The sequence below is a fragment of the Streptomyces sp. ISL-94 genome (assembly GCF_018614075.1).
Classification (GTDB): Bacteria; Actinomycetota; Actinomycetes; order Streptomycetales; family Streptomycetaceae; genus Streptomyces.
Genome location: NZ_JAGGOZ010000008.1, coordinates 38152 through 60327 on the forward strand (window position 1 = coordinate 38152; position 22176 = coordinate 60327).

Annotated in this window: 21 protein-coding genes and 2 pseudogenes; 5 read left to right on the forward strand and 18 right to left on the reverse strand. The window is 71.4% G+C overall.

From position 1 onward, the window contains the following. Window positions 1-42: 42 nt before the first annotated feature. Both J7E94_RS02400 and J7E94_RS02405 read left to right on the forward strand, forming a co-directional pair. Complete coding sequence (locus J7E94_RS02400; RefSeq protein WP_308344417.1) at window positions 43-1026, forward strand: hypothetical protein; 984 nt, start codon at window positions 43-45, stop codon at window positions 1024-1026. A 239-nt stretch (window positions 1027-1265) separates the two neighbouring features. Continuing rightward, window positions 1266-1619, forward strand: coding sequence for a hypothetical protein (locus J7E94_RS02405; protein WP_215011882.1), 354 nt, complete (start codon window positions 1266-1268; stop codon window positions 1617-1619). A 147-nt stretch (window positions 1620-1766) separates the two neighbouring features. On the opposite strand, the gene dapC is transcribed toward J7E94_RS02405, so the two are convergent. Both dapC and fdxA read right to left on the reverse strand, forming a co-directional pair. Then, complete coding sequence (gene dapC / locus J7E94_RS02410; protein WP_215011884.1) at window positions 1767-2861, reverse strand: succinyldiaminopimelate transaminase; 1095 nt, start codon at window positions 2859-2861, stop codon at window positions 1767-1769. 113 nt (window positions 2862-2974) lie between these two features. Next, window positions 2975-3304 (reverse strand): ferredoxin, encoded by a 330-nt coding sequence (gene fdxA / locus J7E94_RS02415; RefSeq protein WP_030713714.1) that lies wholly within the window; start codon window positions 3302-3304, stop codon window positions 2975-2977. 117 nt (window positions 3305-3421) lie between these two features. Between fdxA and J7E94_RS02420 the strand changes: the two genes are divergently transcribed. The 3 genes from J7E94_RS02420 to J7E94_RS02430 are packed head-to-tail and all read left to right on the forward strand — an operon-like array spanning window position 3422 to window position 5563. Next, a complete protein-coding gene (locus tag J7E94_RS02420; protein ID WP_215011886.1) occupies window positions 3422-4408 on the forward strand; it encodes a GNAT family N-acetyltransferase in 987 nt (328 codons plus the stop codon). Beyond that, the gene (locus J7E94_RS02425; RefSeq protein WP_308344419.1) at window positions 4405-5196 is read left to right on the forward strand and encodes a transglutaminase-like domain-containing protein; all 792 of its coding nucleotides are present in this window, start codon (window positions 4405-4407) and stop codon (window positions 5194-5196) included. Before J7E94_RS02420 ends, J7E94_RS02425 begins: the two co-directional genes overlap by 4 nt. A 58-nt stretch (window positions 5197-5254) precedes the next feature. After that, window positions 5255-5563: a hypothetical protein gene (locus tag J7E94_RS02430; RefSeq protein ID WP_215011944.1), complete on the forward strand. Its 309-nt coding sequence runs from the start codon at window positions 5255-5257 to the stop codon at window positions 5561-5563. 290 nt (window positions 5564-5853) lie between these two features. Here J7E94_RS02430 and J7E94_RS34115 read toward each other — a convergent pair whose 3' ends face one another. The 16 genes and pseudogenes from J7E94_RS34115 to J7E94_RS02505 form a co-directional block, all read right to left on the reverse strand. After that, entirely contained in the window at window positions 5854-6801 is a 948-nt protein-coding gene (locus J7E94_RS34115; RefSeq protein ID WP_251056010.1) for a class I SAM-dependent methyltransferase, read from the reverse strand. Window positions 6802-6906: 105 nt separating this feature from the next. Further along, window positions 6907-7155: pseudogene (locus J7E94_RS35570) on the reverse strand (hypothetical protein); the annotation flags it as partial. After that, a pseudogene (locus J7E94_RS02440) lies at window positions 7121-8557 on the reverse strand (IS1380 family transposase). The pseudogenes J7E94_RS35570 and J7E94_RS02440, both read right to left, overlap by 35 nt. Window positions 8558-8649: 92 nt before the next feature. Then, window positions 8650-9267, reverse strand: coding sequence for a response regulator transcription factor (locus tag J7E94_RS02445; protein WP_215011888.1), 618 nt, complete (start codon window positions 9265-9267; stop codon window positions 8650-8652). Then, window positions 9264-10454, reverse strand: a complete 1191-nt coding sequence (locus J7E94_RS02450) for a histidine kinase (protein ID WP_308344422.1) — start codon at window positions 10452-10454, stop codon at window positions 9264-9266. The genes J7E94_RS02445 and J7E94_RS02450 overlap by 4 nt, the downstream gene beginning before the upstream one ends. Before the next feature lie 4 nt (window positions 10455-10458). Next, window positions 10459-11199, reverse strand: coding sequence for an ABC transporter permease (locus J7E94_RS02455; protein ID WP_215011889.1), 741 nt, complete (start codon window positions 11197-11199; stop codon window positions 10459-10461). Next, entirely contained in the window at window positions 11196-12134 is a 939-nt protein-coding gene (locus J7E94_RS02460) for an ABC transporter ATP-binding protein (RefSeq protein ID WP_215011890.1), read from the reverse strand. Before J7E94_RS02460 ends, J7E94_RS02455 begins: the two co-directional genes overlap by 4 nt. A 137-nt stretch (window positions 12135-12271) precedes the next feature. Further along, window positions 12272-14272, reverse strand: a complete 2001-nt coding sequence (locus J7E94_RS02465) for a peptidoglycan binding domain-containing protein (protein ID WP_308344423.1) — start codon at window positions 14270-14272, stop codon at window positions 12272-12274. A 344-nt stretch (window positions 14273-14616) separates the two neighbouring features. After that, window positions 14617-15000, reverse strand: coding sequence for a DUF6113 family protein (locus J7E94_RS02470; protein ID WP_215011893.1), 384 nt, complete (start codon window positions 14998-15000; stop codon window positions 14617-14619). After that, window positions 14997-15893, reverse strand: a complete 897-nt coding sequence (gene mshB, locus J7E94_RS02475) for an N-acetyl-1-D-myo-inositol-2-amino-2-deoxy-alpha-D-glucopyranoside deacetylase (protein WP_215011895.1) — start codon at window positions 15891-15893, stop codon at window positions 14997-14999. Before mshB ends, J7E94_RS02470 begins: the two co-directional genes overlap by 4 nt. Before the next feature lie 24 nt (window positions 15894-15917). Next, window positions 15918-16112 (reverse strand): hypothetical protein, encoded by a 195-nt coding sequence (locus J7E94_RS02480; protein WP_215011896.1) that lies wholly within the window; start codon window positions 16110-16112, stop codon window positions 15918-15920. Window positions 16113-16440: 328 nt separating this feature from the next. Then, the gene (locus J7E94_RS02485; RefSeq protein ID WP_215011897.1) at window positions 16441-17529 is read right to left on the reverse strand and encodes an ABC transporter ATP-binding protein; all 1089 of its coding nucleotides are present in this window, start codon (window positions 17527-17529) and stop codon (window positions 16441-16443) included. Beyond that, window positions 17522-18505, reverse strand: coding sequence for an ABC transporter ATP-binding protein (locus tag J7E94_RS02490; RefSeq protein WP_215011898.1), 984 nt, complete (start codon window positions 18503-18505; stop codon window positions 17522-17524). Before J7E94_RS02490 ends, J7E94_RS02485 begins: the two co-directional genes overlap by 8 nt. A 12-nt stretch (window positions 18506-18517) precedes the next feature. After that, the gene (locus J7E94_RS02495; protein ID WP_374224374.1) at window positions 18518-19549 is read right to left on the reverse strand and encodes an ABC transporter permease; all 1032 of its coding nucleotides are present in this window, start codon (window positions 19547-19549) and stop codon (window positions 18518-18520) included. Further along, a complete protein-coding gene (locus J7E94_RS02500) occupies window positions 19542-20465 on the reverse strand; it encodes an ABC transporter permease (RefSeq protein WP_215011899.1) in 924 nt (307 codons plus the stop codon). The genes J7E94_RS02495 and J7E94_RS02500 overlap by 8 nt, the downstream gene beginning before the upstream one ends. A gap of 67 nt (window positions 20466-20532) precedes the next feature. Further along, window positions 20533-22164: an ABC transporter substrate-binding protein gene (locus J7E94_RS02505; RefSeq protein ID WP_215011900.1), complete on the reverse strand. Its 1632-nt coding sequence runs from the start codon at window positions 22162-22164 to the stop codon at window positions 20533-20535. Between the last annotated feature and the right edge of the window lie 12 nt (window positions 22165-22176).

Here is a 22176-nt window from a genome sequence, read left to right on the forward strand (position 1 = left end):
CGGACGGTGGACGCGTCATATGCCTCAAGTACGGTGGGCCGCGTGTCCGAGACCCGTGATCCACGCCCCCGTCGCCGCAGGCTGTCCCGTACGGCCCTCGGTCTGCTCGTCCTGATCGCGGTGATCGGTTACTTCGCCGTGCAGCGGTACTCCAACGGCGGCATGGGCGCCCCGTACTGCACGGCCACCGCCACCGGGGCGGGTTCCGCCTCGGAGGGCACCGCCCAGTCGTACGAGATGTCCCCGGAACAGGCGGCCAACGCGGCGACGATAGCGGCGGTCGGGATCGCCAAGGGCCTGCCGGACCGGGCCGTGACGATCGCGCTGGCGACCGCGATGCAGGAGTCGGCGCTGCGCAACCTCGACCACGGGGACCGGGATTCGCTCGGGCTGTTCCAGCAGCGGCCCTCGCAGGGCTGGGGGACCCCGGAGCAGATCATGGACCCCGTGTACTCGGCCGGGATCTTCTACGACCGGCTCGCCGAGATCAAGGGGTACACGCGGCTCCCGCTGACCGTGGCGGCGCAGAAGGTGCAGCTCAGCGGTTTCCCGCAGGCGTACGCCAAGCACGAGACGGACGCGACGGTCGTGACGGCGGCCTTCGGCGACAACGGCACGGGCGCGCTGGCGTGCTCCGGGCCGGCCCCCTCGGCGCCGGGCGATCCGGCGAAGGTCAAGGCGGAGCTCTCGCGGGCCTTCGGCAAGGAGGCGCTGTACGAGGTACGGGACGGGGCGCCGGGCGGCCGGTCGGCGCCGGGCCCGGTCCGGGAGGCCGAGGTCAGCGTCCAGCTGAAGCCGGGCGGCGGCGCGGCGGCCGAGGCACGCCGGGGCCGGGCGATGGCGCACTGGGCGGTGGCGCATGCGCGGGAGCTGGGCATCGCGCGGGTCTCGTACGGCATGCGCGCGTGGGTCTCGGGCAAGGACGGCGACGAGTGGGAGTTCAAGGGCGGCAGGGGCGGCAAGGACGGCGACGGGGACCCGCACAACGCGGGGCCGGGCGAGGTGCGGATCTTCGTCGCCCGCTAGCGAGGTGCCGAGCGGTCCGGCCATGCGTACGAGGGGTCACTCTTGCGGGGGTGTCCGCCGTGGCGGGCCGCGGGGGTCCCGGGAGGCACAGAAGGCCTGGTGGGCGCACATCCAATGCGCTTGTCGCGGAAGCCGATTAAAAGATGCGTTACCGATCCTTTACCTACCGGCTCCGCAACTCCACCCGCCCCCCGAGCGGTTGTACACGGCGTACTCAGCCGCTACCGCTTAGGAGCAACATGTCCCTCCCCCTGACCCGTCGGATCGCCCGTGCCGCGCTGCTCCTCGCAGCCGGGGCAGCGCCCGTGGTCGGTGCGGCCGGCGCGGCCAGCGCCGCGGACGCCCCCGACGCCGCGGCAGCCACGGCCGCGACGAACGTGGCCACGGACACCGCGAGCAGCGCCGTCGAGGCCGTTCCGGCGGCCGCTCCCGCCGCCGACGTGGCCGGCACCGCGGGCGGACTGCTGGGCGGCCTGCCCGCCACCCAGGATCTGCCGGTGAGCACGCTGCCCTCCCTGGGTGACGGCCTGCCGGGCGGTCTGCCGGGCGGTCTGCCGGGCGGTCTGCCGGGTGGCCTGCCGCTCGACGGCTGATCACCGCAGAGCCGCAGAGCCGTAGAGCCGTAGAGCCGTAGAGCCGTAGAGCCGTAAGCCGTTGACCGCAGGGCCGTGGAGCCCTGCGGGAAGACGCCGAAGGGGCCGGGAGCGCGAACTCCCGGCCCCTTCGGGCTGTTCGGACGGTCAGCCGAGGCGCTTGACGGCTGCCTCGACCCGCTCGTCGGTGGCGGTGAAGGCCACGCGCACGAACCGCGCGCCCGCCTCGCCGTAGAAGTCGCCCGGCGCGACCAGGATGCCCAGCCCCGCGAGGTGGGCGACCGTGTCCCAGCAGGGCTCGTCGCGGGTCACCCACAGGTAGAGGCTGGCCTCGCTGTGCTCGACGCGGAAGCCGTGCGACTCCAGGGCCGTGCGCAGCGCCGTGCGGCGGGCGGCGTAGCGGGCGCGCTGCTCCTCGACGTGCGCGTCGTCGCCGAGCGCGGCGACCGTGGCCGCCTGCACGGGGGCGGGGGTCATCATGCCGCCGTGCTTGCGGATCTCCAGCAGCTCGCCGAGCACGTCCGCGTCACCGGCGATGAAGGCCGCGCGGTAGCCGGCCAGGTTGGACCGCTTGGAGAGGGAGTGGACGGCGACGATGCCCTCGTACGAACCCCCGCAGACGTCGTCGTGGAGGACGGAGACGGGTTCGGCCTCCCAGCCCAGCTCCAGGTAGCACTCGTCGCTGAAGAGCAGGACCCCGTGCTCGCGCGCCCAGGCCACGATCCGGATCAGGTCTTCCTTCGGGATGACCTTTCCGGTGGGGTTGGAGGGGGAGTTGAGCCACAGCAGCTTCACGCCGGCCGGGTCGAGATCGGTGGGGTCGTCGTAGACGACGGCCTCGGCGCCGCACAGCCGCGCGCCGACCTCGTACGTCGGGTAGGCGAGCCGGGGGTAGGCCACCTTGTCCCCGGCGCCCAGGCCCAGCTGGGTCGGCAGCCAGGCCACCAGCTCCTTGGAGCCGACCACCGGCAGGACGTTGCGGTGCTCGGCGGCGCTCGCGCCGAGGCGGCCGCGTAGCCAGCCCGTGATCGCGTCGCGCAGGGCGGCCGTGCCCCACACCGTCGGGTAGCCCGGGGAGTCGGCGGCCCCGACCAGGGCGCGCTGGATCAGCTGCGGCACCGGGTCCACGGGCGTGCCGACCGACAGGTCGACGATGCCGTCCGCGTGGGCCGCCGCCGTCGCCTTGTACGGCTCCAGCTTGTCCCAGGGGAAGGCGGGAAGACGGTCGGATACTGCGGCCACGGTGGTCTCTGCTCTCTCTGGGTGCTGGGTGCGGGGTGCGGGGGTCGGAAAACGCCTCGGTCCCGTGCGGCGGGAAGGCCGTACGGGACCGAGGGGCGCGTCTGCCTGAAAGGTCAGTGCTCGCCGTTGATGCCGGCGGGCAGCGCAGCGATGAAGGGGTGATCGCGCTCGATCAGGCCGAGCTTGGAAGCGCCACCGGGCGAACCGAGCTCATCGAAGAACTCCACATTCGCCTTGTAGTAGTCCTTCCACTCTTCCGGAGTGTCGTCCTCGTAGAAGATGGCCTCGACCGGGCAGACCGGCTCACAGGCACCACAGTCGACGCACTCGTCCGGGTGGATGTACAAGGACCGCTGGCCCTCGTAGATGCAGTCGACGGGGCACTCTTCGATGCATGCCTTGTCCTTGACGTCGACACAAGGCTCCGCGATGACGTAGGTCACGCTCTCGTTCCTCCTCGGTAGGGCTTTCCATATCGCGCGGGAGCGCGGCGTCGTCGATGCCCGCCTCTAGTATCTCCGTTCCCGGGCACGATCCGAACAGGAGGGGCGGACAGAGCTGTGGAAATCACTGCCGGTGGACTGCTGGAGGTCCGTATTACCCCAGCTGACGTGGGTAAGCGCGTCTCCGTACGACGGGTCGAGCAGGGGCCGGGCGGGACACCCGCGTTCACGGACACCGTAGGGGTTCTCACATCCTGGACCGAGGGTGTGCTGCTGATCACACAAAAGAACGGCGCGTCCGTCCACATCGCGGAATCCGCGCTGGTGGCGGGCAAGGTCGTGCCCCCGGCGCCGGCCCGTCGGCGGGGTCCCACGGCCTCCTTCGAGGAGCTGGCGCGGGTCGCGGCTCGGTCCTGGCAGCCGCTGGAGAGCGAGCGGCTCGGCGAGTGGACGCTGCGGGCGGCCGCCGGTTTCACCCGGCGGGCCAATTCGGTGCTGCCGCTCGGCGAGCCCGGGATACCGCTGGACGATGCACTCGCGCGAGTGACCTCCTGGTACGCGGAACGAGATCTTCCGGCCTATGTGCAGGCCGCGACGGGGGCCGTCGGCACCCAGGAGCTGCTGATCGCGGAGCTGGAGCGGCGCGGCTGGGCGGCCGAGGTGTCGGCGGAAGTACGGATCGGGGCGCTGGCGCCGGTGGGCGACGTGGACGCGCCGGCGGCCGAGGCCGCACGTCTGACCCGTACCCCGGACGAGGAGTGGCTGGGGCGCTACGGAAAGGTCACCGACCCGGATCTGGCCCGGCGGATGCTGGTGGCCGGGCCGTCGGTGTGGTTCGCGTCGCTGGCCGGCGGCCGGGCGATCGGCCGGTGCGTGGTGGACGGCCGGTGGGCCGGCTTCGCGGCGGTGACGGTCGATCCGGCACACCGGCGGGAGGGGCTGGCGACGGCGGTGATGGCGGCGCTGGCGCGGCGGGCGCTGGAGGAGGGCGCCTCGGCAGCGTGGCTCCAGGTGGAGACGGACAACGCGCAGGCGCGGGGCCTGTACGACGGGCTGGGCTTCGCGACGCACCACGCCTACCACCACTACCGGGCGGCGCGGTGACCTCGCCCTCGCGGGAGCGGTTCGCGGCGGAGGCCCGCTCGGAACGGCCGGACCTGTCGCTGCTGTGCCTGCTGCTGGCGATGGAGGCGGACCCGGAGCTGGACGAGCGCGTGCTGGACTGGGCGCAGATCGAGCTGGACCGGCTGGCCGGGATGCTTCCGTACGGGCTGCGGGGCGGGCGGGCGTGGGCCTCGGCGGTGACGCGGCTGCTGGGCGGGGAGCTCGGCTTCCACGGCACCCCGGCGGACTACGACCGGCTGTCGTCCTCGCTGCTGCACGAGGTGCTGCGGCGGCGGCGCGGCCTGCCGATCCTCCTCTCGGTCGTCTGGCTGGAGGTCGCCCGGCGGGCGGGTGCGCCGGTGTACGGGCTGGGGCTGCCGGGGCACTTCGTGGTGGGCTTCGGGGACCCGGAGGAGGGCGTGGTGGTGGACCCGTTCGCGGGCGGTGGGTCTTTGGGGGCGGGACCGGCGGAACTGGCGGCGGCGCCGCGCACGCCTGCGCGGACGCTGGACATCGTGCTGCGGATCCTGAACAACGTCCGTGCGTGGGCCTCGGCTCGGCCGGAGCAGTCGGGGGTGGCGCTGTGGGCGCTGGACCTGTCGCTGCTGCTGCCGTCGCATCCGGCGTCGCTGCGGTACGAGCGGGCGCGGCTGCTGGTGGAGCGGGGCTCCTTCCAGGAGGGGGCTGCGGAACTCGACGCGTACGCGGCCGTCGTGGACGCGGTGGACTCCGCTACGGCAGCCCGAATCCGCGCCGAAGCCGCCTCTGCGCGTGCGCTGCTGAACTGAGGCCCCCGGGCTCCCGTCGGACCCGCGCCTCACACTCCGGCGGGGCCGGAAGTGGCTGTTGCCGTCCGCCCAGTGCGGCTGGCTGGGCCAGGAGTACCCCTGCGCGGGGGCTCCCGGGCTCCGCCCGGACCGGCGCCTCAAACGCCGGCGGGGCTGGATGTGGCCGCTGCCGTCTGCCCTGTGCGGCACGGGCCGGGGACACCGGCCGGACGGGGGCAATCCGGGCCTGCGCCGGGCAATCAGGATCGCGACCTGGATCACCGACTTCTACAACGCAAGACGGCTACACAGCGTGTGCGGCTGGAAGAGCCCGATCGACTACGAACTCGACCGCAAGGCCAGCCTCACCGAGGAACTGGCTGCATAGGAAGGCCTCCACGTTCGGAGGGGATTGACAATCGGCAGCCTTCCCGTACACGTGCGCGAGGCAATCGCACGACCGGGCAGCCGAGTTGAAGTCGACAGGCGCAACCGCGTACACATGTGACAACAGGGCCTCCTGGTACTGCTCGGTCAGACTGACATCAAACCGGCACATCCCACCAGGAGACGTAGCACCCACATCCAGACAGCGGTCACCCTTCGGTTCGTCAGCGATCACGCGGACGAGTCCGGAGGGTGACCGCGTTCCATGCACGCACCTCGTCGCCCAGGGCGTCACACCAGCAATGGACCGCCGCAGCGTTCGGCGCCGTCCTTCATCGCGATCAGATTGGCCTGCACATAGGAGATCTGGTTCCTGGAGTGCCAGTCGGTCGGGAAGTAGGTGACCAACCGTGAGTTCTGGAATCGGGCCTGGATCTCCGGTACGAAGGCGCGGTACTGGTTGTCGGTGTAGTACCAGAACGAGTTCTCGTTGTAGTAGGCGACATGTGTCGGGTCTTGGTAGGCTCCCCGGCCGTCGGAGCTGGGAGTGAGGGTGAGGAGCATGCCGCCCGGTGCCAGCAGGCGGTACAGCTCATTGATCAGTGGAACCTTCGCGGGCACGTGCTCCAGGAAGTCCACCGCCCTGAGCAGACCGACCGAGTCGTCCGGGAGGTCCAGGGGCGCGGGCAGCGTCGCAACAATGTCGACGCCGTCCCTTGCGTACTGATCCACTCCCAGGTAGCCGGGCGGCTTGCGGTGCGCAGCGCCGAGGTCCAGCGCGAGCAGCCCGCGCCGCTTGGTCCAGGCGAGCGCGCTGGGCTCGATGTACTTGTCATAGAGGGCGACGGTCTCGCGCTGGATGTGTGCGTTGATCTCGGTGTCGCGTTGGGTGTTGTCGGGATGCATGCGTTGCATGTACAGGCATCGGGGGATGCGGTGGAAGTCACCGGCCAGGAAGAGACGGCACATCAAGTCCTGGTCGTCCAACACCATGCGTGTGGCGTCGTACCCGCCGACCTGCTCGTACGTGTCCCTGAGCCCCGATTTCACAGCGGCAACCGATGATTTAGTACCTGCGGCGCCGACGGTTGACGTTGACAGCGAATGTCGCTGCGCTTCATTCAATTGGCGCACGGGCCTGCATGCGGGCTGCTCAGCCTTCGCTTCTGGGGCCTGTCCGGGGCTGAACGACAGGACGGAGGTGCGGTACGCCAGGCATGCGTCGTACGACGGCAGCATCCACCTCGGCCCACGATGGTGCCGCCGCGTCCCTGGCGGAGAGCAGCGGCGCGTCGGTCGGTACGTCGTCGAGCACAGGTACCTCAGGGTCGCGTCGTCGGTGAGCGCGCAGAAGCCATGCCCCAGCCCCTCCGAGAGATAGACCGCCCGACGCTCGATGTCGTCTAGCCTCGGCGTTTCGGTTGGGATGAGGCGGCGTCGCTGGTCACCAACTGTCGGGTGGCCGACGTGATTTCGGTAATTGGGTAGGGCGGAGTCCCGGCGCGGTGGTCGGGTTCTCCGGGGTCCTTCAGGTCGTGGGCGGGCGGGGTCTTGCCGGTCAGCCGGCGGGTCTGGGCAGTGCGGCGAGGCGATGGAAGGCCGTTGCGAGTTCGTGTCTCCAGGGCCAGGTCTTTTATATCCGCAAGCGCAGGCGTCGGCCGCCGCGGGTGAGACGGGCGGCGACGTGCAGCAGCCGGTAGCGGAGCTTCTTCGGCTCGGCAGCGGTCAGCTCCCCATCCAGCAGCAGGACGCGCATCCAGGCCAGCAGATCGATCGCCGCGAGGCTGAGTTCGAACCAGACGGCGTTGACGTGGAAGTTGCGGGAGGGGAAGCGGCCGAAGCCGGTGGTCTTGCCGCACCGGATGTGGTCCTCGACGGTGGCATGCCCGCGGTGGCGGACCTCCAGGAACTGGGCCGAGCCGCCTCCGGAGTACGGGGTGTCGGTGAGGAACACCTGGTGGCGCAGGCCCTCGTCCTGGTCGAACAGGGATAGCTGGGCTCCGGGGTGCGGCCGCTCCCGGCGCACGATGATGCGGGTGCCGGCCGGGTAGCCGTCCAGGTCGACCATCCCGGTCAGCTCGGCGACCTCGGCGCCACCTCGCAGAGTGCCGTCCTGGTCCAGGGCGGGATGCCAGAGGCGGTCGGGCATGGTCCGGACAGCGCGGCGGACCGGCTCGGTGATGGCGTATCCGACCGAGAAGAAGGTACGGATTCCTCGTTTCCGCACGTCGCGGACGTGCGAGAGGAAGGCTTTCGCGGATCCGGCACTGTCGGCACGGACCAGGATGTCGGTGCCGTGCCGGTGAGCGTCGGGGATCTGCGCGAGCGCCTGGGCGAACACCGCAATGTGATCGGCTGCAGTGTTGGCTCCGGAGTTGCCGGGCCGTAGCCGCCCCGACATGGCCTCGCCGGTGTTCGCGAGGAAACACAGCAGCGGATGGAAGCCAAGCCGCCCTTATAGGTCGGGGCGGCCTGCTCTTTCTCGGAGTGGCAGGTGACCAGCGTGGCGTCGAGGTCCAGGACCAGGCCGGGAAGTTCTCGTCGGCCGGCCCGAGCAGCAGGTTACGCCCTCGCCGGTCTCGGCGGCCTGTATCCAGGCGACTTCCCGGGCTGAAGCGCGGGCTGCTCGCAGCGAAGCGAGTGCAGCCTCGTCGGTGTCGGCGAGCAACCGCCAAGCCGTGGGCGTGGAGGCGACCGGGCCGAACACCTCGCCCTGGTCCCGCAGCACGGCCAGATCCGCGATCGCCTCACCGCCGTCGGCGAGCATCACCGCGAGATCGGTGGCGACCCGGCCCGGATCATGCCCGGTCCCGCGCGGCCGAAGCGGCCTGAGAGCGGCGGAGTACGCGGCGGTCAGCCCGGTGGCATCAGCGAGATCCGCCAGCAACCGTGCCCCTGCATGCCCGAGCACCCCCGACCCATCGGCACTGACATGGACCTTGGGACGCAACCCGATAGCCTGCACGTAGAAAGTGCCCTCCGCCTGGACCGACAGAACCCCTCAGCAAGGTTCATCGTCCCAGGTCAGGAAGGGCACTTTCGCGTTTCCGCCCCCAAAGCCAGCCGTACCCAAGTGAAACGGCGAGGCTAGAGCCAGCCCTTGTTGCGGGCCGTGCGGATCGCTTCGGTGCGGTTGCGGGCCGCCAGTTTCTGGATCGCCGTCGAGAGGTAGTTGCGGACCGTGCCCGGGGAGAGGTGGAGCCGCTGCGCCAGTTCGGCGTTGGTGGCCCCGGACTCCGCGGCCCGCAGGACCTCCCGTTCGCGGTCGGTCAGCGGATTCGCGCCCTCCGCCAGGGCCGCCGCCGCCAGGGTGGGGTCGATGACCCGCTCCCCCGCCAGGACCTTGCGGACCGCGTCCGCCAGCTGCGCGGCCGGGGCGTCCTTGACCAGGAAGGCCGAGGCGCCCGCCTCCATCGCGCCCCGCAGGTACCCGGGTCGGCCGAAGGTGGTCAGGATGACGATCCGGATCTCCGGGAGGGCCGAGCGGAGGGCCGCCGCCGCCTCTATGCCCGTCAGGCCCGGCATCTCGATGTCCAGCAGCGCGACGTTCACGTCGTGGGCGCGGGCCGCCTCCACCACCTCGTCGCCGCGGGCGACTTGCGCCAGGACCTCGATGTCCGGCTCGAGGCCGAGGAGCGCGGCGAGGGCCTCGCGGACCATCGACTGGTCCTCCGCGAGGAGGATGCGGATGGGGGCGGCCGTCATGAGTCCGATCCTAGGGGGATGCGGGCGACCAGCCGGAAGCCGGTCTTGCCGGCCGGGCCCGCCGACAGGCTGCCGCCGACCGCCTCCAGGCGTTCCGTCAGGCCCGTCAGGCCGTTGCCTGCCGGGGCGGCCGGGCCGCCGGATCCGTCGTCCGCCACCGTCAGTTCCACGAAACGGCCCGCCAGTGTCTGCCGGCCGGTCAGCGTGACCGCGCACCGCTTCGCCCCGCTGTGCCGGACCACGTTCGTGACCGCCTCGCGCAGGGACCAGGCCAGGGCCGACTCCGCCTCCTCCGAGAGTTCTTCCGGGAGGTCGTCCGCCGGCCCCGCCGGGAGCTCGGCCACCACGCCCGCCGCCGCCAGCGCGGTCCGGGCGCCGGCGAGTTCACCGGGCAGCGTGGGCCGCCGGTAGCCGCTCACCGCCTCGCGTACGTCGACCAGCGCCTGCCGGCTGACCCGCTCGATGTCCGCCACCTGCTGGGCGGCGGCCTCCGGCTGCCCGGGCAGCATCCGGCCCGCCAGCTCGCTCTTGAGCGTGATCAGCGACAGCGAATGGCCCAGCAGGTCGTGCAGGTCCCGCGCCATTCGCAGCCGTTCCTCGTTGGCGGCGAGCTGCGCCACCGTGGCCCGCGCCTCGCGCAGTTCGATGGTGGTACGGATCATCGCGCGGATGCCGACCATCGCGAAGCCGCCCATCAGGGCCGGGATCAGCAGGCCCGCCAGGTAGGCGTCGCCGCCCGGGACCACGAAGGCCGTGGCCGTCATCAGGGCGGTCGCTCCCGGGACCGTCCACCGGGAGATCTCCCCGGGCAGCGCGACGCCCGAGGAGATGGACACGTAGACGAACAGGACGAGCCATTCCCGGCCCAGGCTCAGCGACAGGACCGTGGCCTGGGTGGAGAGCACCGCCAGGGAGAGCAGGACCCGGCGGACCGCCATCTGCGGGATGGTGCGGAAGATCAGCACCAGGTACCAGGCGACGAAGGCCGCGAGGCCCACGCCGCCGAGCAGCCGGGCCCCGAGGCCGTGTCCGCCGCTGACCAGGTCGGTGACGGGCGCGCTCAGGTAGAAGAGCCAGATGCTGATCCAGAGGGCCTTCACCACCTTCTGGCCGCGGCTCTCCGGCCGTTTGGCGATCTCGGGGAAGCCCCGGTCTGCGCGGTCTTCGTATTCCTTCGTACACGCCACGGGTTCACGCCTTCACTGAGTCCTTGCGGTACAGCCAGGCGGCGGCACCGGTGAACAGTACGAAGTACACGGCGAGGACCGCCACGTCCTTTGCGTGCGGAGCGCCGCCCAGCTCGATGGCCTGGCCCAGGCCCGCGTAGGCGTGGGTGGGGAGCCAGCTCGCGATGGTCTGGAGCCATTGCGGGAAGTTGGCCGTGGGCATCCACAGGCCGCCGAGGATCGACAGGCCGAAGTAGAACAGCATCGTGATGGGGCGGACGTTGTCCCCGGTCGCCAGGTATCCGATGGCCACGCCGAGTGCCGCGAAGACCAGGCTGCCGGCCCAGATCGCGCCGGTGAGGGCGAGCCACTGCCAGACCTCGAACCGTACGTCCTTCACGGCGGCCGCCACCGCGAAGACGACCAGGATGGACGGGAGCGAGAGGACGCCCGCGCCGGCGGTCTTGGCGAGGACGTAGCCGTGACCGGGGAGGGCGGTCAGTCGCAGCTGGCGGACCCAGCCCTTCTCGCGCTCCTTGGCGATGCGCTCGCTGTTTCCCATGAGGACGGCGGTCAGGGCTCCGAAGGAGGCCATGGCGACCATGTAGAAGGCGGGCATGGCCAGTTCGGTGCCCATGACCTTGGTGGTGCCGCCGAGGGTGCCGCCGAGCATCAGGAAGAGGGCGGCGGGGTAGAGCACGGTGAAGAAGAGGTACTTCTTGTTGCGCAGGGCGCGGGTGATTTCGAGCTTGATGAGCGCGTTCACTGGGAGGCCTCCTCGGTGAGGGCGATGAAGGCCTGTTCCAGGCCGAGGCCTGCGACCTCCAGGTTGCGGGGGTAGAGCCCGAGCGCGTACACGGCGCGGACGGTCGCGTCGGCGTCGGCTGACTGGAGCCGCACGGTCGCGCCGTGCCGCTCGTAGGCCCTGAGGGCGGGCAGGGCGCGGAGCAGCTGATCGTCCACGGCGTCGTGGCCGTCCAGGTCGAAGGAGATCTTCCGGGCGCCGGCCCTGGCCTTGATCTCGGCGGCGGTGCCGTCGGCGAGGAGCCGGCCCTTGTTCAGGACCAGCACCCGGTCGGCGATCGCGTCCGCCTCCTCCAGGTAGTGCGTGGCGAAGAGCACCGTGCGGCCCTGGGCGGCCTGTTCCCGCATCGTGGCCCAGAACGCCTGGCGGGCGGTGACGTCCATGCCGGTGGTCGGCTCGTCGAGCACGATCAGGTCGCCCCGGCCGGCGGTGGCGAGGGCGAAGCGGACGCGCTGCTCCTGGCCGCCGGAGAGCTTGTTGACCATCCGGCCGGCGATCTCGGAGACCCCGGCGCGGGCCAGTACCTCCTCCACCGGGTACGGGCGCGGGTGCAGGGAGCAGCCGAGCGCCACGAGTTCGCGTACGGTCACGTCCTCCATCAGGCCGCCGCTCTGGAGCATCGCGCCGACCCGGCCGGCGGCGACGGCCTCGCGCGGGGTGGTGCCGAAGAGGCGTACGGAGCCGGAGTCGGCGGGGCGCAGGCCGAGGAGGAGGTCGAGGGTGGAGGACTTGCCGGCGCCGTTGGGGCCGAGGAGTGCGACGGTCTCGCCCGGGTGGAGTGCGAGGGAGAGGCCGTCGACCGCCCGGACCGTGCCGTAGCTCTTGGTCACGTTCTCGAAGCTCACCACGGTGTCGGTGGCGGGCTGCGCGGTGCGTGTCGCGGTGGTCGTCGTCATGGCCCAAGACTCGCCCGTACGGGGCCTCGCGCGGCAGTGTCGGCCGTCGTGGGTGGCGGATGACGGATGTCATACGGCGGGCATGACAGTGCCCCCGCACCGGGCCTTGCAGCCGGGGCGGGGGCACTGGCCAGGGGTCAGCCGGCGTTGGTGTCGATGACGACGGTCCGCTCGGCGGTGGTCTTGCCGCGCAGGGCCTTGCCGAGGGCGCCGGCGACGTCCTGCGGGGTGACCGCGGTCTTGGCACCGGTGCCGCGGGTGATCAGGATGCCGTCGAAGGTGTTGCCGTAGCCCTCCTTGAGGGCTTCGAGGTCGAACTTCTCGACGAGGTGGCCGTCCACCGCCTGCATGCTGAGGATCTTGGGCAGGGTCTTGCTGCCGAAGGGCACGGACTTGGTGCCGATCTTGACGATGGCGTTGGCGGACATCGCGGGCTCGGCGAACTCCTTCATGGCCCGGTCCAGTTCGGCCTGGTCGATGGCCGGCGTTTTGGTGGTGACCGGCAGTTCGACGACGGCGGGCTTGCCGGTGGCGACCATGTCGCGGAAGGCCTTGGTGACCTTGTCGACGGAGGCGTCCACGTCGAGGGTGGTGCCGGGGGTGCCGGGGACGGCCACGGCCTTGCCGGTGTCGAACGTGATGGTGGCCTCGGTGGCCGTGCCGGCGGTGCCCGCGAGTTCCTGGAGCGCGACTTGGAGCTTCTCCTCGTCGACGGGCATCACGGCGTCGGCCGTGCGCTCGTTGCCCAGGAGGGAGCCGATGACGGTGACCGGGTTGTAGTCGCTGCCGGCCGCGTTGCGGACGGTGGTCTGGGTGTCCAGGGACAGGCCGGCCTTCTCGGGCTTCAGCTCGACCTGCTTGCCGCCGACGCTGAGCTGGAGCGGGGCGGTGGCGCGAGTGCCGAAGGCCGTCTGGAGCTTGGTCACGGCCTCGGCGCGGCTGCCGCTGATGTCGACGTCGAGCACGGTGGTGCCCTTGGGGACGTCGGAGTGGTTCAGGAGCAGCCCGGCGCCGTAGGCCACGCCAAGGAGGGCCAGGAGGCCGCCGCCGAGGAGGACCAGCTTGGAGCGGCCCTTCTTGGCGGACTTGCCGGTGGCCTTCTGCTGCGCGGGCGTGGGCCGGGGGGCGGCGGGCGCGGGCCCGGGCACGTCGGACACGGGGGGCCGCACCGAGTCCGGGCCGGGGCCGGGCACCTCGGGTCCGGGCCAGCGCGGCGCCTCGTCGGGGTGGGGGGCGCCGAGGGGGCCGGTCCCGAAGCCGGGGCCGCCCGTGGGGCCGGAGGGGCCCGCGGGGCCGGTCGGGGTGCCGCCGGCCGGAGTGCCGTAGACGGGGAACGCCTCGGTGGCGGGGCCGGCGTGGTCCTGGCCGGGGCCGTACGCCGGGAAGCCCTGGGTCGCGCCGACACCGGGGCCGCCGGGGCGCGGGGCCCCGGGGCCGGCGGGGGGCTGGGCGAAGCCCTGGCCGTAGTCGGGGGCCGGCGGGCCGGAGGTGTGTACGGGCGGCGCGAAGCCCGCGCCCGGTCCGGCCGGAGGCTGCGGGCCGCCCACCCGGGCACCGGGAACCGGAGGCTGCGGGCCGCCCACCCGGGCGCCGGGAGCCGGAGGCTGCGGGCCGCCCACCCGGGCACCGGGAACCGGGGCCGGAGGCCCGGCGGGGCCCCCTCCCGGACCTGGAGCCGGGGCCGCGCCCATGCCGGCGCGCATGCCCGCCCCCATACCCGGAGCCGGAGCAGCCGCGGGCGGCGGCGTGGGCGCCGGGGCCGGGGCGGGCGCGGGCGCCTTGCGCGGGGCGAACCAGTGGCCGACGGGCCCTTCGCCCTTCGCGGCGCCGCCCTGGTCGCGGGCCGGCTCCGCCTCGGCCTGGATCCGCGTCGGCACGGGCTTCGGCCGCTGCCCGAGCGCCGGATCGGACCCCCGCCCGGGGCCGTACGCCGCCTCGGGCGTCGGGTCGGGCCCCTGCGGCGCCGTCGGGCGCGCCTCGGGCTCGGCACCGGCCGGGCCCGAGTTGCTGCCCATGGCCTTGCGGACGACCACCGGCGGGATCGGCCGCGAACCCGGGATGTTGATCCGGATCCGGGTCGTCAGGGTGGTCTCGGTCTTGGGCCCGTCGGAATCGGGCGTGGACGACTTCGAGGTCACAGCGTTCTCCTCCGGGGTGTTCGCCGCAGCGTCCGTGGACGGGTACTGGCCGGTTCCATACGGCGGCGTACCCGGGGGGTAGGCGGCTCCACCGCGCCCCTGGGGCCCGGAGGACGAACTGTCAGTTTCACGACTCAAGGCAGGTTCTCCCGGTTGGCTCCGCCGCCCGTCATACCGTGCGCGGGCAGCTCGGCGGCCCGTCCACCATACTGGCCGCCGCCCGTGCGCAACTGACCATGGGGAATCAGCGGTTCCTCATAGCCGTCCCCCGACGGTGTCCGAGCGCCCCGCGAGGCCCACGCGCGCCCCTGTGGACCGGCCCTCCGACGGGGTCCGACACCACGTCACTTGGCGGGCCGGGCGGCCGGAACCGGCCGGTCCGGCGGCCCGTGCATCGTGGCGCACATCACAGCGAAGACCGTTCCCCCCAAAAGGTATACATACGTACGGATTCCGGACGAACTCAGCAGGAAGTCCCCCTCGGGGCGCGGAAGGCCGAGCACCACGTAGGAGAGGAACCAGCCGGCCGCGGCCCCGCCCACCCCGAGCCCGACGCCGAGGGCGATCCGCCCTCCGAGGAACAGCCCGAGGACGGCGAGCAGCCCGAGCACCAGGCCGCCTGGGGGCCACAGGTCCACCACCAGCCAGCCGGCCGCGCCGGTCAGCGCGCCCGCGACCAGCAGGCCGAGGCAGGCGGCGATCCGCCCCGGTGTCAGCGCCGCGCTCACGCCGCCACCCCCGCGAAGAGGTCGTGCTCGCGCTCGCCCGCCGGGGCGCCCGGGCGGCCCGCGACGAGTTCGTAGTACTCGCGGGCGAACAGCGGCTGCGCCAGGTCGTTGGAGAGGGCGAAGAAGGGCCCGTCCACGGCGATCTGGGTGGCGTGGGCCCGCATGGCGGCCGCCTTCGCCGCCACGAACTCCTCCGGGGCCTCGATCTCGGCCGTGATCCGCTCGTCGGCGACGACCCCGGGCACGTCCTGCGGCGAGGCCAGCCCCGGGAAGGGCGCGGTGTTCCCGGCCTCGCGCAGCTTGGCGAAGCCCTCCTCGACCACCGAGAGGGGCACGCGGTTCCAGTAGACCTTCCCGATCGCGTGCGGCTCGCCGAGGTCGCGCCGGTAGGCGGATTCCGCGGCCAGTTCGGCGGCGCGCATGGCGACGCGGTGGGCCTGGATGTGGTCGGGGTGGCCGTAGCCGCCGTCGGGGTCGTAGGTGACGAGCACCTGGGGGCGCACCTCCCGGATCACTTCCACGAGATACGCGGCGGCCTCGTCCACGTCGGCCGACCAGAAGGCCTCCGGGCGGTCGTTCTGCGGGGCGCCCATCATCCCGGAGTCCCGGAAGCGGCCGGGGCCGCCGAGGAACCGGTGGTCGGTGACGCCCAGTTCGGCCATGGCCGCGGCGAGCTCGCCGACCCGGTGGGGGCCGAGCGCGTCGTCGCGGTCGGCCGCCAGGTGGGCGAGCCCGGGCGGGATGACCTCCCCCTCCTCGCCGAGGGTGCAGGTCACCAGGGTGACGTGGGCCCCCTCGGCCGCGTACTTGGCCATGGTGACGCCGTTGTTGATCGACTCGTCGTCCGGGTGCGCGTGCACGAGGAGCAGCCGACGGGCGGGAAGACCGTTCATGGGCCCCAGCCTACGAGGCCGGGCTCAGAACTTGAGCCCACTGATCATGCTGGCCACGTTGGAGGTCAGCTGGCTGAGGGTCGGGGCGACGGTGGAACTCGCCAGGTAGAAACCGAGGAGCACACAGACCACCGCGTGTCCCGCCTTCAGGCCCGACTTGCGGACCAGCAGGAATACGATGATCGCCAGCAGCACCACGGCCGAGATCGAGAGTGCCACGGCGTTTCACCTCCACGTCGAGCGGATATCGGTACGCATATTCGTGCTCGGCGGGAGTCATACCCACCGTGCGCTACGGATCATAACTATCCGTGCCAGCGCATCGATCGAAATCCGGCAGCACGAGGGGCGCACGCCGCGCATGGAGAGGGTCACGGGGAGGCCGGCCGGAGTGCCTGTACGCCCCTCCGGCCGGCTGTCGGCACCCGCACGGCCGCACGTCATCCAAGCTGCACGCCCGAGATCTCGGGTCAGAAACGGTCAAGTTGCCCCCGTGTAAACGGCGTTGGCGCGGCATATCCACGGGTGGCGCAAAATGATCGGTCCGTCACTCCTTGGTCAGCGGAGTCGGCGAGGGTCCCGGCGGGGCCCCGGGCGGCGGCCCCGGCGGCGGCGACACCTGCGGGACCACTTGCTTCTCCGCCGCGAAGTGACAGGCGGAGGGATGCGCCGCCGGACCCGACGGGAAGACCTCCGGGACCGCGAGCAGCGGCACTTCCACCACGCACCGCTCCTGGGCCTTCCAGCAGCGCGTGCGGAAGGGGCAGCCCGACGGCGGGTTGGCCGGGGAGGGCACGTCGCCGGAGAGGATGATCCGCTCGCGGTGGGCGCGGGCCTCCGGATCGGGCACCGGCACGGCCGAAAGCAGCGCCTGCGTGTACGGGTGGGTGGGGTGGTCGTAGATCTGCGTGTCCGAGCCGATCTCGACGATCCGGCCCAGGTACATGACCCCGACCCGGTCGGAGATGTGCCGCACGATCGAGAGGTCGTGCGCGATGAACACGTAGGACAGGTCGAAGTCGTTCTGGAGCCGCGCCAGGAGGTTGATCACCTGGGCCTGTACGGAGACGTCCAGCGCGGAGACCGGCTCGTCGGCCACGATGACCTCGGGCCGCAGGGCCAGGCCGCGGGCGATGCCGATGCGCTGGCGCTGGCCGCCGGAGAACTGGTGCGGGTAGCGGTTGATGTATTCGGGGTTGAGCCCGACCACGTCCAGCAACTCCTGGACCCTGCGCCGCCGGTCGCCCTTCGGGGCGACCTCGGGGTGGATCTCGTACGGCTCCCCGATGATGTCGCCGACCGTCATGCGCGGGTTGAGCGAGGTGTACGGATCCTGGAACACCATCTGGATGTTGCGGCGCACCGCCTTCAGGGCGCGCCCGGACAGCTTGGTGATGTCCTCGCCCTTGTACGAGATCGCGCCCGCCGTCGGCCGTTCCAGGTGGACCAGCATCTTGGCCACGGTGGACTTCCCGCAGCCGGACTCGCCGACGATGCCCAGCGTCTCGCCGGCGCGCAGGTCGAAGGAGACCCCGTCGACGGCCTTGACCGCGCCGACCTGCTTGCGGAAGACGACGCCCCGGGTCAGCGGGTAGTGCTTGACCAGGTCCTTCACTTCGAGAAGGGGCTCAGGCATGGAGGCACTCCTTCCAGAAGTGGCAGGCGCTGGTCCGGGGCACCGGCGAGTCGGTCACCTCGTAGAGCGGCGGGACGTCCGTACGGCAGACGGGCTGCGCCATCGGGCAGCGGGGGTTGAAGGCGCAGCCGGGCGGGATGGCGAGGAGGTTCGGCGGCAGGCCCTTGATGGCGTACAGCTCTTGGCCCTTCTGGTCGAGCCGCGGGATGGAGTCCAGCAGTCCGCGGGTGTACGGGTGCGCGGGCGCCTTGTAGATCTCGTGGACGGGGGCCGCCTCGACGATCCGGCCCGCGTACATGACGGCGATCTTGTCCGCGACGTCGGCGACCACGCCCAGGTCGTGCGTGATCAGGATGAGGCCCATGTTCAGCTCCCGCTGGAGCTCGGCCAGCAGGTCCATCACCTGGGCCTGGACGGTGACGTCCAGGGCCGTCGTCGGCTCGTCGGCGATGATCAGCGAGGGTTCCAGGGCCAGCGCCATCGCGATCATGATGCGCTGGCGCATGCCGCCCGAGAACTGGTGCGGGTAGTCCCCCACCCGCTGCTTGGCCGCCGGGATCTTCACCCGGTCCATCAGCTCGACGGCCTTGGCCTTCGCTTCCTTGCGGGACGTCCCGCGGTGGACCTCGTACATCTCGCCGAGCTGCGCGCCCACGCTCAGCACGGGGTTCAGGGAGGAGAGCGCGTCCTGGAAGATCATGGCCATGTCGGCCCCGCGGATCGTGCGCCGCTCGTCCTCCCTCATCTTCAGCAGGTCGCGGCCCTTGAACAGGATCTCGCCGCCCGTGATCCGGCCGGGCGGCATGTCGAGGATGCCCATCACCGCCTGGGCGGTCACCGACTTTCCGGAGCCGGACTCGCCGAGCACGGCGAGGGTTTCGCCCTCGTCCACCGAGTAGTCGACGCCGTTGACCGCCTTCGCGACTCCGTCGCGCGTCGTGAATTCCACGTGCAGGTCGCGGACTTCGAGCAGCATGTGCGGGGCTCCTCAGCGCAGCTTGGGGTCGAGGGCGTCGCGCACCGCGTCGCCGAGCATGATGAAGGCGAGCACGGTCAGGCTCAGCGCGCCGGCCGGGTAGAGCAGCATGTGCGGGGCGTTGCGGATCTGCGAGGCCGCGTTGGAGATGTCGATGCCCCAGGAGACGGTGGGCGGGCGCAGGCCGACGCCGAGGAAGGACAGCGTGGCCTCCAGGGCGATGTACGTGCCGAGCGCGATGGTGGCGACGACGATGACGGGCGCGATGGCGTTGGGCGCCACGTGCCGCAGCAGCAGCCGGGCGCTGCCCGCGCCCAGCGCCCGGGCGGCCTGGACGTAGTCGTTCTGCTTGGCGGTGATCACCGAGCCGCGGGCGATGCGGGCGAGCTGGGGCCAGCCGAGCAGCACGATGAAGCCGACGACGGGCCAGACGGTGGTGCTGGTGACCACGGACAGGAAGACCAGGCCGCCGAGGATCACCGGGATGCCGAAGAAGATGTCGGCGACCCGGGACAGGAGCGCGTCGCCCCACCCGCCGAAGAAGCCGGCGAGCCCGCCGAGCGCGGAGCCGAGCAGGGCGGCGCCGAGGGTGGCGCAGACGCCTACGGTGATGGAGGCGCGGGCGCCGTGGACGGTGCGGGTGTACACGTCGCAGCCCTGGGTGTCGTAGCCGAAGGGATGGCCGGGGGCGGAGCCCTGCTGGGATTTGGACAGCTCGCAGTGCAGGGGGTCGCCGCTCGCGATGAGCTGGGGCCACAGGGCGATGACCACGAGGAAGAGGATCATCAATGAGGAGATGAGGAAGACGGGGTTGCGGCGCAGCTGGTGCCAGGCGTCGGACCAGAGCGAGCGGGCCCTCTCCGCGGGGCCGGGGCCGCCGGCCCCTCCCGGGACCTTCCTGACGCCCTCCACGCTCTCGGCCTCCTCCAGGGCAAGGTCCATGGCTCCTCCCTGGCCGGTGGGGGACATCGCCTCGCGCGGGCGGGGGCCGACGGGGTCGTAGCCGCCCGGGCCGTCGGGGCGCTCGGGGTCGGGCTCAGGCATAACGGATCCTCGGGTCCAGGACCGCGTAGAGCAGGTCGACGAGCAGGTTCGCCAGCAGGAAGACGATGACGAGGATGGTCACGAAGCCGACGACCGTGGGCGAGTTGTTGCGCAGGATGCCCTGGTAGAGCTGGTAGCCGACGCCGTGGATGTTGAAGATCCGCTCGGTGACGATGGCTCCGCCCATGAGGGCGCCGATGTCGGTGCCGATGAAGGTGACCACCGGGATCAGGGAGTTGCGCAGCAGGTGGCGGGTGATGACCCGGCGGCGCGGCAGCCCCTTGGCGACTGCGGTGCGGACGTAGTCGGCCTTGACGTTCTCGGCGATGGAGGTCCGCGAGAGCCGGGTGACGTAGGCGAGGGAGACGAGCGCGAGCACGACGCCGGGCAGGATCAGCTCGTCGAAGGGGGCGTCCGGGGAGACGGTGGGCCGGACCCAGCCCCACTTGACGCCGAAGACGAACTGGAGCAGGTAGCCCGTCACGAAGGTGGGCACCGAGATGACCACGAGCGTCATCACCAGCACGGAGGTGTCGACGGCCTTGCCGCGGCGCAGGCCGCTGACCACGCCCAGGGTGATGCCGACGAGGATCTCGATGAGGATCGCGACGATGGTCAGGCGCAGGGTGACGGGGAAGGCCGAGGCCATCAGCTCGGTGACCTTCTGGCCGTTGAAGGCGGTCCCGAAGTCGCCCTGGAAGATCTGGCCCATGTAGTGGAGGTACTGCTCCCACAGGGGGCGGTCGAGGTAGAGGTCCTTGCGGATGCGCGCGGCGGTGGCGGGGTCGGGGGCCTTGTCGCCGAAGAGGGCCGCGACCGGGTCACCGAGCGCGTACACCATGAAGAAGATCAGGAACGTGCTGCCGATGAACACGGGGATCATCTGGAGCAGCCGCCGGATCACGTAGCGTCCCATGGAGAGCTCCAGGGTGTCGGCGGGCCCCCGCGGGGCGGGGCCCGGGTCCGTACGATCCGCAGGCGGGTCAGCTGACCTTGATCTCGTTGTAGACCGGGACGCTGAACTGGTTGAGCGCGACGTCCGAGATCCGCTCGGAGTGCCCGGCGCTGCCGTTCTGGTACCAGAGCGGGATGGACGGCATCTGCTCGGCGAGGATCTTCTCGGCGTCCTGGAACTTCCCCGTCGCCTTGGCCGCGTCGCTCTCCTGGTTGGCCTCGTCGATGAGCTTGTCGAAGTCCGGGTTGCTGAACTTGCCGTAGTTGGAGGAGGCGCCGGTGTAGTACAGCGGCTGCAGGAAGTTCTGGATCAGCGGGTAGTCGGCCTGCCAGCCGGAGCGGAAGGGGCCGGTCAGCTTGAAGGAGCTCTGCTGGTTGCGGAAGTCCGCGAAGGTGCCGATGGGGTTGACCGTGCAGACCGGGCCCTCGTTCAGCGCGTTGTTGATGCTGTTGCAGACGGCGTCCATCCAGTCGCGGTGCGAGCCGGTGTCCACGTTGGACGTCAGGGTGACTTTGCCGCCTGGGAGCCCGCCGGCCTCCTGGATGAGCTTCTTGGCGGCCGCGGGGTCGAAGGTGCAGGCGTCGCCGCACAGCGTGGCTTTGAAGCCGCCCTTGTCGCCGAGGGCGGGCGAGGTCCAGTCCTTGGCCGGGGTGCGCGTGTCCCGGAAGATCTGCTTGGTGATCTCGTCGCGGTTGATCACCATCGAGATGCCGCGGCGGACCTTCTCCATGCCCTCCTTGTTCCACTGGGGGTCGTACAGCGGGAAGGTGAGGGTCTGGATGATGAGGGCCGGCTGGTTGATGTAGCGGTCGCCGAGGTCGTTCTGGACGTTCTTCAACTGCTGCGCCGGGACGTCGTCGACGAGGTCGAGGTTGCCGGAGATGAGGTCGGTGTAGGCGGTGTTGTTGTCCGTGTAGACCTTCAGGTCCACGCCGCCGTTCTGCGCCTTGTCCTCGCCGGGGTACGCGTCCCACTTGCGCAGCTTCATGCCGGTGCCCTTGGTGTACGACTCCACCGTGTAAGGGCCGTTGCCCACGGGCTTGCGCAGCCAGCCGGCGTGGTCGTCGAAGAAGGCCTTGGGCAGCGGGGAGAAGGCCTGGTAGCCGAGGGTCTCGGGCCAGGTGGAGAACTTCTGCTTCAGCGCGACGGTGAAGGTCTTGGGGTCCTTGACGACCAGGCCGGACATCGTCTTGGCCTTGGGCTCGCCGGAGGCCGGGTGCACGGCCTCGTATCCGGCGATCTCCGCGAAGAACGGCGCGTTGTTCTGCTTGTTGCGCACGTCCGCCGCGTAGTTCCAGGCGTTGACGAAGGACTCGGCGGTCACCGGCTCGTCGTTGCTGAACTTCCAGCCGTCCTTCAGCGTGACCGTGAAGTTCTGGCTGTCGGTCGTCTCGATCTTCTCCGCGAGGAAGTTCTTCGCCTCGCCGGTCTTCGGGTCGTACCGCTTCAGGCCCCGGAAGAGCATGTCGAGGACCTTGCCGCCCTGCACCTCGTTGGTGTTGGCCGGCTCGAGCGGGTTCTGCGGGTCACCCCACGAGGAGCTGACGATCGCCGCGCCGCCACCGCCTCCGCCGCTGTCGCTGTCGCCGCCGCAGGCCGTCGCCGCGAGGGCGACGGCCACCGCACATGCGGCCCACTTGGCGTGGGTGGCTCCGCGCATGGAGTGCCTCCT